Source organism: Thiolapillus sp., from assembly GCF_048562965.1.
GTDB lineage: Bacteria > Pseudomonadota > Gammaproteobacteria > Chromatiales > Chromatiaceae > Thiolapillus > Thiolapillus brandeum_A.
This window is the reverse complement of record NZ_JBHNMF010000152.1, coordinates 1-6,941: the sequence shown is the minus strand read 5'-3', so window position 1 is coordinate 6,941 and position 6,941 is coordinate 1. Positions and strand designations below refer to the sequence as shown.

General features: G+C 58.6%; 4 protein-coding genes and 1 pseudogene. All 5 read left to right on the top strand.

Features of this window, described 5'->3' with window-relative positions:
* Positions 1 to 130 precede the first annotated feature (130 nt).
* Positions 131 to 463 (top strand): annotated as a pseudogene (locus ACOCD2_RS09655) (TusE/DsrC/DsvC family sulfur relay protein); the annotation flags it as partial.
* 13 nt (positions 464 to 476) lie between these two features.
* Positions 477 to 1,367 carry a YfdX family protein gene (locus ACOCD2_RS09650; protein WP_293647156.1) on the top strand — a complete coding sequence of 297 codons (891 nt, stop codon included), beginning with the start codon at positions 477 to 479 and terminating at the stop codon, positions 1,365 to 1,367.
* 294 nt (positions 1,368 to 1,661) lie between these two features.
* A complete protein-coding gene (locus ACOCD2_RS09645; RefSeq protein WP_293647154.1) occupies positions 1,662 to 3,254 on the top strand; it encodes a multiheme c-type cytochrome in 1,593 nt (530 codons plus the stop codon).
* Between the two features lie 96 nt (positions 3,255 to 3,350).
* Positions 3,351 to 4,613, top strand: coding sequence for an ammonium transporter (amt, locus tag ACOCD2_RS09640; RefSeq protein WP_293647152.1), 1,263 nt, complete (start codon positions 3,351 to 3,353; stop codon positions 4,611 to 4,613).
* A 4-nt stretch (positions 4,614 to 4,617) separates the two neighbouring features.
* Entirely contained in the window at positions 4,618 to 6,585 is a 1,968-nt protein-coding gene (locus tag ACOCD2_RS09635) for a cytochrome b/b6 domain-containing protein (RefSeq protein ID WP_293647150.1), read from the top strand.
* Positions 6,586 to 6,941: the final 356 nt, after the last annotated feature.

The following is a 6,941-nucleotide window of genomic DNA, read 5'->3' as shown; positions in this document are numbered from 1 at the left end:
CCTATTGCCGCATCTCCAGTTACCTGCAGACCATGGCAAATCAGGGATACAATCCGCTGGTCGCCATTCAAATGGCCTTTTCGGGACAGCTCTATGCTGATAGGGGTGAGTAGTTACGTTAGAAGTAAATGGAAAGAGTATAGAGACTGATGAGGAAGGCTATCTGCTGAATCCCAATGACTGGGATGAAGCTGTGGCTGAAGCCATCGCGGAACAGGAGGGTCTGAAGCTTACGGACACCCACTGGGGCATGATCTACTACTTCCGTGAATACTATGAAGATCACATGCGGCATCCCAGCATGCATACCTTTCTCAAGACCTTGGGCCGGCGGCATGGCAAGCGCTACCGGGACACCAAGTCCTATCGGGATTTTCTGTACAAGCTGTTTCCCAAAGGCCCGGTGCAGATGGTCTGTAAACTGGCCGGTTTGCCCAAGTCCGTAGACGAAGTTGAAGAATAAGAGGAGGTTGAATATGAAAAAGCTGTTTTCTTTCATGTTGCCCGGTCTTTTTCTCGTGGTGACCGGGTTCACACAGGCATCTGCACTGCCCGAAAAGGCGCAGGACAAATCTGCGGAAAGCAAGGCGGTTCAGACTCAGGTGGATCAGTCTGCCGCTGACAGAGTAGCCGGGCAGCGCAAGAAAATCGTTGAAGAGGCGGTTGCTGCCATCGAACAGACGCAAAAGGCGCTGCAGGCCCTCAACGAAGGTAAGACCGACGACACCCTCAAGGCGCTGGAGGCAACGACAGGCAAACTGGAACTGATCCTCGCAAGGGACCCGAAGCTGGCGCTCGTACCCGTGTCCGTGGACATGGTCACCTATGACCTGTTTGCCAGCGTGGATACCGTCAAGGCCAGCATCAAGGAAGCCAGGAATCTGCTCGACGACGGCAAGGTGCAGGAGGCGCGCAGCCTGATGAGCAATCTGGCCAGTGAAGTGGTGATCAGCACTACCAGCATTCCTCTGGCCACCTATCCGGATGCCATCAAGGCCATCTCTCCCCTGCTGGACAAGGGAGAGACCGAGAAGGCGAAACCGGCTCTACAGACGGCGCTCAACACCCTGGTCGTAACGACCGAAGTCGTGCCTCTTCCGCTGTTGCGCAGTCAGCACATGCTTGCGGCAGCCGAAAAGCTTGCCGAGAAGAAATCCCGTTCTGACGAGGACAGCAAACAGCTGGATCAGCTGCTCAAGGCGGCGGATGAAGAGCTGAAGATGGCGGAAGTGCTGGGTTATGGCACCAGGAAGGATTTCGAACCACTGCATAAGCAGATTGACGAGATCAAGGAAAAGGCTTCAGGTGGCAAGAGCGGCAAGGGCTGGTTCGACAAACTCAAAAAACAGTTGTCCGACCTGTTCTGACGTTGGCCTCATGATAAGGCGGAGCCCGTGATGTGTTCGCACGTCACGGGCTTTCTGTTTGGTTTTGGTGCATCAGGGGTAAGGTCATGCACCAAATCCGGGCGTGCGCTCTGCTTGTCGGTGCAGCCTCCTGTTCTTGGCTGGGTGAACTGGGTTGGTTTTGGCTGACTCATAAGTCCACGATTTTCTAATATTTGTTATTTTTAGAGGCTGAAAAATCAATAGTTGGCCCGGGATTTGCCTGTTACCACGATGGTTGTTTGTCCCACTGTGGAATCTTGAATGGAGATCCTGATGAAAAAGATGGTTTCAGTCCTGGGCCTGTTGTCCCTGATGTTGTGGTCCACGACCCATGCCAATCCGGCAGGGTGGTGGAAGAATGCTCAGATGCCGGCACCCCCGGCGGCTCCCCAGTCCCAAGCGCCGGCTGCGCCCGCCCAACAGCCTGCTCAGGCCAAGGTGGAGAAGGTCATGAACAAAGAGGAGCCGGTGAAGATTCTGTCCGGTTTCAATCAGCTCAGCCGCGAGAGCGTCACCTGCATGTCCTGTCACCGGGAGAAGACCCCGGGCATCTATGACCAGTGGGGACATTCCAAGCACTTTTCCGCCAACGTGGGCTGCTACGAATGCCACAAGGCCGACCGCAGCGAAAAAGATGCCATTATGCACAAGGATTTCGTGATCTCTGTCATCGTCTCTCCCAAAGACTGTGCCCAGTGCCACAAGAGTGAAGTGGAAGAGTTTGATCGCAGCCACCATGCCACCGCGGGCGATATTCTTGGTTCCCTGGACAATGTGCTGGCTGAAGTGGTGGAAGGCGCGCCCACCCTGTCCGGAACCTCGCCCATCACCGCCATGGGCTGCGCCGCCTGTCACGGCTCCATCGTGCGTGTGAATTCCGACGGTTCTCTGGACAAGTCCAGCTGGCCCAATACCGGTATTGGCCGTATCAACCCCGATGGTTCCAAGGGCGCCTGTACCGCCTGTCATCTGCGCCACAACTTCTCTGCCGCCCAGGCCCGGGAACCCAATGCCTGTGGCCGTTGCCATCTGGGTCCCGATCATCCGCAGAAAGAGATCTACGAGGAGTCTGCCCATGGCATTGCCTTCCGCGCGCACAAGGATCAGATGAACCTGGATTCAGGCAAGTGGATCGTGGGCGAGGACTACACGGCCGCGCCCACCTGCGCCACCTGCCACATGAGCCGCACCAAGGATCTGCCGGTGACCCACGACATCGGCGACCGCATTGCCTGGAACCTGCGCGCGCCGGTTTCCGCCAAGGTGGATTCCAAGGCCATCGAAAAGGGCAAGAAGGTCAAGCCCTGGCTGCAGCGCCGCAAAGACATGAAGAATGTGTGCCGCGCCTGTCACGGCAACAACATCGTCGATGCCCATTTCGAGCAGTTGGATACTTTCGTTGTCACCTTCAACGACAAGTTCCTGATTCCGGCCAAGAAACTGTATGTGGCCATGCTGGAGAACGGCCTGCGCGACAAGACCAAGTTCAACGAGTCCGTGGAGTGGAACTACTTCTACCTGTGGCACCACGAAGGCCGCCGGGCCCGTCATGGCGCGGCCATGTTCGCTCCTGATTATGTGCATTGGGAAGGTGTCTTCGAAGTGGCCCACCGTTTCTATATCGAGATGGTGCCCGACATCAAAGAGGCCATTGAAAAGGCGCGTCATAGCGGCAACACCGAAGGTGCGGACAAGATGGAGAAGCTCCTCAACGAGATTCTCGATTCGCCCATGCACCGCTGGTTCAAGGGAGCCAAGCCGCCCAAGGCCTGGCGACCCTCGGACAGCGACAATCATGGTTTCAACATCATGAAAGCGCGCATGAAGGCAGAAGCCGAAGCCGCCAGGGCTGAAGCCGAAAAGTAAGGCCGGTCCGTGTCCGGCAGGCTGCCCACTTCCCTGGAGGCAGGCAGCTTGCCGTTTCAGTCTTAAAGTATCGTCACCAATGGGAGTTTTACCCCCATGGAAATCACACTCATCGAACTCATCTATTCCCAGGATACGTTCTTCCTGCTCATGTCCGGCGCCCTGGTCATGTGGATGGCCACGGGCTTTGCCATGCTCGAATCGGGCATGGTGCGCACCAAGAGCGTGGCGGAGATTCTGACCAAGAACATTGCCCTGTATTCCATCGCCTGCATCATGTTCATGTTCATGGGTTACAACATCATGTACGGCGAGAGCGACAGCGCCTGGATTCCTTCCCTGAGCTTTTTCCTGGGGCTGGATCACAGCCTGGGCGAGGTGGTGAATTCGGGAGGCGAAACCCGTCATTCCTATTTCTCCGATTTCTTCTTCCAGGTGGTGTTCGTGGCGACGTCCATGTCCATCATCTCCGGGGCCGTGGCCGAGCGCATGAAACTGTGGGCCTTCCTGCTGTTCTCCGTGGTCATGACCGGCGTCATCTATCCCATCGAAGGCTACTGGAAATGGGGCGGCGGCATCCTCGACCAGGCGGGCTTCCTGGATTTCGCCGGCAGTGGCGTGGTGCATCTGGCCGGCGCCTCCGCCGCTCTGGCCGGGGTGCTGCTCCTGGGGCCGCGCAAGGGCAAATACGTGGAGAAACCCGGTGGCGGCCTGCAGCCCATGGCCATACCCGGTTCCAACATGACCTTCGCCACCCTGGGCACCATGATCCTGTGGCTGGGTTGGTTCGGCTTCAATGGCGGTTCCCAGCTGAGCATCACCTCCGTGGCCGATGCCAATGCCGTCTCCCTGATCTTCGTCAATACCAATATCGCGGCGGCGGGGGGCTGTGTGGCGGCCCTGATCCTGTCGCGTCTGTGGTGGGGCAAGACGGACCTGACCATGGGCCTCAACGGCATTCTGGCAGGGCTGGTGGCCATCACCGCCGAGCCCTATACCCCCACTCCCGGCCTGGCGACCTTCATTGGCGTGGTGGCCGGGCTGCTGGTGGTGGTTTCCATCATGCTCATGGATCGCTGGGCGCATATCGATGACCCGGTGGGCGCTATTTCCGTGCATGGCGTAGTGGCCATCTGGGGCCTGATCGCCGTGGTGTTCTCCAATCCCGACGCCAGTTTCTGGGCGCAGATCGGCGGTATCGCCCTGATCTTCGCTTGGACCTTCGGCGCCAGCTATCTGGCATGGCTGGGTCTGAAGAAGACCATGGGCATCCGTCTGTCAGAACTGGATGAATACGAAGGCGCGGATATCGCCGTGATCGGCCTGGAAGCCTATCCTGAATTCACCCAGAAGCTCTGAGCCAATGAAGAGACTGTACCTGCGTTTTGCCGCTGGCTGCCTGCTGGCCGCCTTTGTGATCCTGGCCCAGGCGGCGGACAAGCCATTGCCCGGGGAAAAGCGTATTGCGAGGGAAGACATCCAGGAAAGCGATTGCCTGGGCTGTCATGGGCAGAAGGGCTTTGCCGTGCCCCAGGGCGAGCATGGCGCGCCGCCCTATCGGCCCCTGCATGTGGACGGCGGCATGCTGCACCAGAGCGTGCATGGCAAGTACAGTTGTCTCGATTGTCATAGCGATATCGAAGCCCTGCCCCACAAGAAAGACCTGGAAACCGTCGATTGCGTGGGCTGTCACATCAAGCAGGGGGAGGGCACGGCCCCCGAGCGCGCGCCCTGGCTGCACAGCGACAGCCTGAATATCGTCATCCAGACCCGGCAATACACCCATTCGGTGCATGCGCAGAAGAAAGGCGCGAAAAACAATGCTAGCTGCGCCGATTGTCATACGGCGCATTACGTGCTGCCCTCCAGCGATCCGCGTTCCACCACGCACAAGCTCAATTCCCCCGAGACCTGCTGCCACTGTCATGAAAAGGAACTGGCAGAGTATCAGCAGTCCATTCACGGCGCCAGCCTGAAGACGCCCTGGAAGGGTGAAAGCGCCACCTGTACCGATTGCCATTCCGCGCACCAGATCGCCGAGGCTGGCGCTCTGTCCGCGCACCGGGTCATTGTCGAGGAGTGCGGAAGCTGCCACGACAAAGAGGTGCGCAGCAACAAGGCCACCACCCATGGTCAGCTTGCCTGGCTGGGAGACAAGGACGTGGCCCAGTGCAAGGACTGCCACGATCCGCACAATACCCATAAGATCGACGATCCGGCTTCCCTGGTGTCAGAGGAAAAACGCCTCGAAACCTGCCGCAAGTGTCATGAGGATGCCGGACCGGATTTCATCAAATTCCGCGCTCATGCCGATGTGGGCGATTTCGAGCGCAACCCCGAGCTGTGGTGGCTGGGGAGGATCATGGTGGGCATCATCATCCTGACCCTGATCTTCTTCTACAGCCATTCCATGCTCTGGTTCTGGCGCGAGCTGAAATCCCGTCCCTATGAATGGGTCACCGTGGACGGCAAACGCTACCGGGTGCGCACCAAGCGGGTGAAGCACCACAGTGGCAAGGCCTTCCGCCGCTTCAGCTGGCAGTGGCGTCTCAATCACTGGGCCCTGGCCCTGTCGGTGCTGACCCTGGTGCTCACGGGCATGGTGGTTATGTTCCCGGACACTGCCTGGGCTACGGCCATCATCGATTTCCTCGGCGGCCCCCGTGCTTTCGGCTACATCCATCGCACGGCGGCGGTGGTGTTTCTGTTCGCCGTTTTCGGTCACGGTCTGGCCGTGATCTGGAGAGTGACGCGGGACAGGGACTTCGACTGGTTCGGGCCGGACTCCCTGCTGCCGCGCAAAAAGGACTGGGAAGACATGAAAGCCCAGTTCAAATGGTTCTTTGGCAAGGGCGAGCCGCCCAGGTTCGACCGCTGGACCTATTGGGAGAAGTTCGACTACTGGGCGGTGTACTGGGGAGCCTTCATCATCGGCCTGTCCGGTATCATCCTGTGGTTCTCACCCTTCTTCAGCCGCTTCCTGCCGGGCTGGGCCTTCAACCTGGCCACCCTGGCTCACGGACTGGAGGCTTTCCTGGCGGTGATGACCCTGTTCGTGGTGCACTTCTTCAACAACCACTTCCGGCCCAGCAAGTTTCCTCTGGACCGGGTGATGTTCACCGGCCGCTGGGACCTGGAGGAATTCAAGGAAGAACGCCCCGAGCATTACAAGCGCCTCAAGGAAAGCGGCGAACTGGAGAAATACCTGGAAGAACCGCCCTCCAAGGAATTTGAAACCGTCTCCTATGCCCTGGGCTTCACCCTGCTGGGCTTCGGTCTGTTCCTGCTGGTGCTGGTGATCATCGGCTTCTTCCACCGGGGGCTGGTCTGAGGGAGCAGGCACGGCCTCATTCCTATCTGAAGCAGGTCATTGATCCCCTCATAGCCACTGCGCTGCAGGGCCCGCAGGGATGACAGGCCTGCCTTTTGGGCCTGTCATCACTGGGTTTGTTGCAGGGCATCCCGAGCAAGGGTTTTATCTCGCCCCGGCATGTGCCGGGGTCATGCTATCAGGGTATTACAGATTTCTGCCTGCTGCCGAATAGTATTTTTTTGGTTCTTCTCCGCCGCTGCCAGCCATGGAGAGCGAAGCGAAGGCTGGTAGACCCCAGTAGCCGCGAGGCCGCACTGCTTACCCGTCGTGCGCATAGCGCCAGAGGGGAAGCAAAGTAGGCATCCAAACGCGGC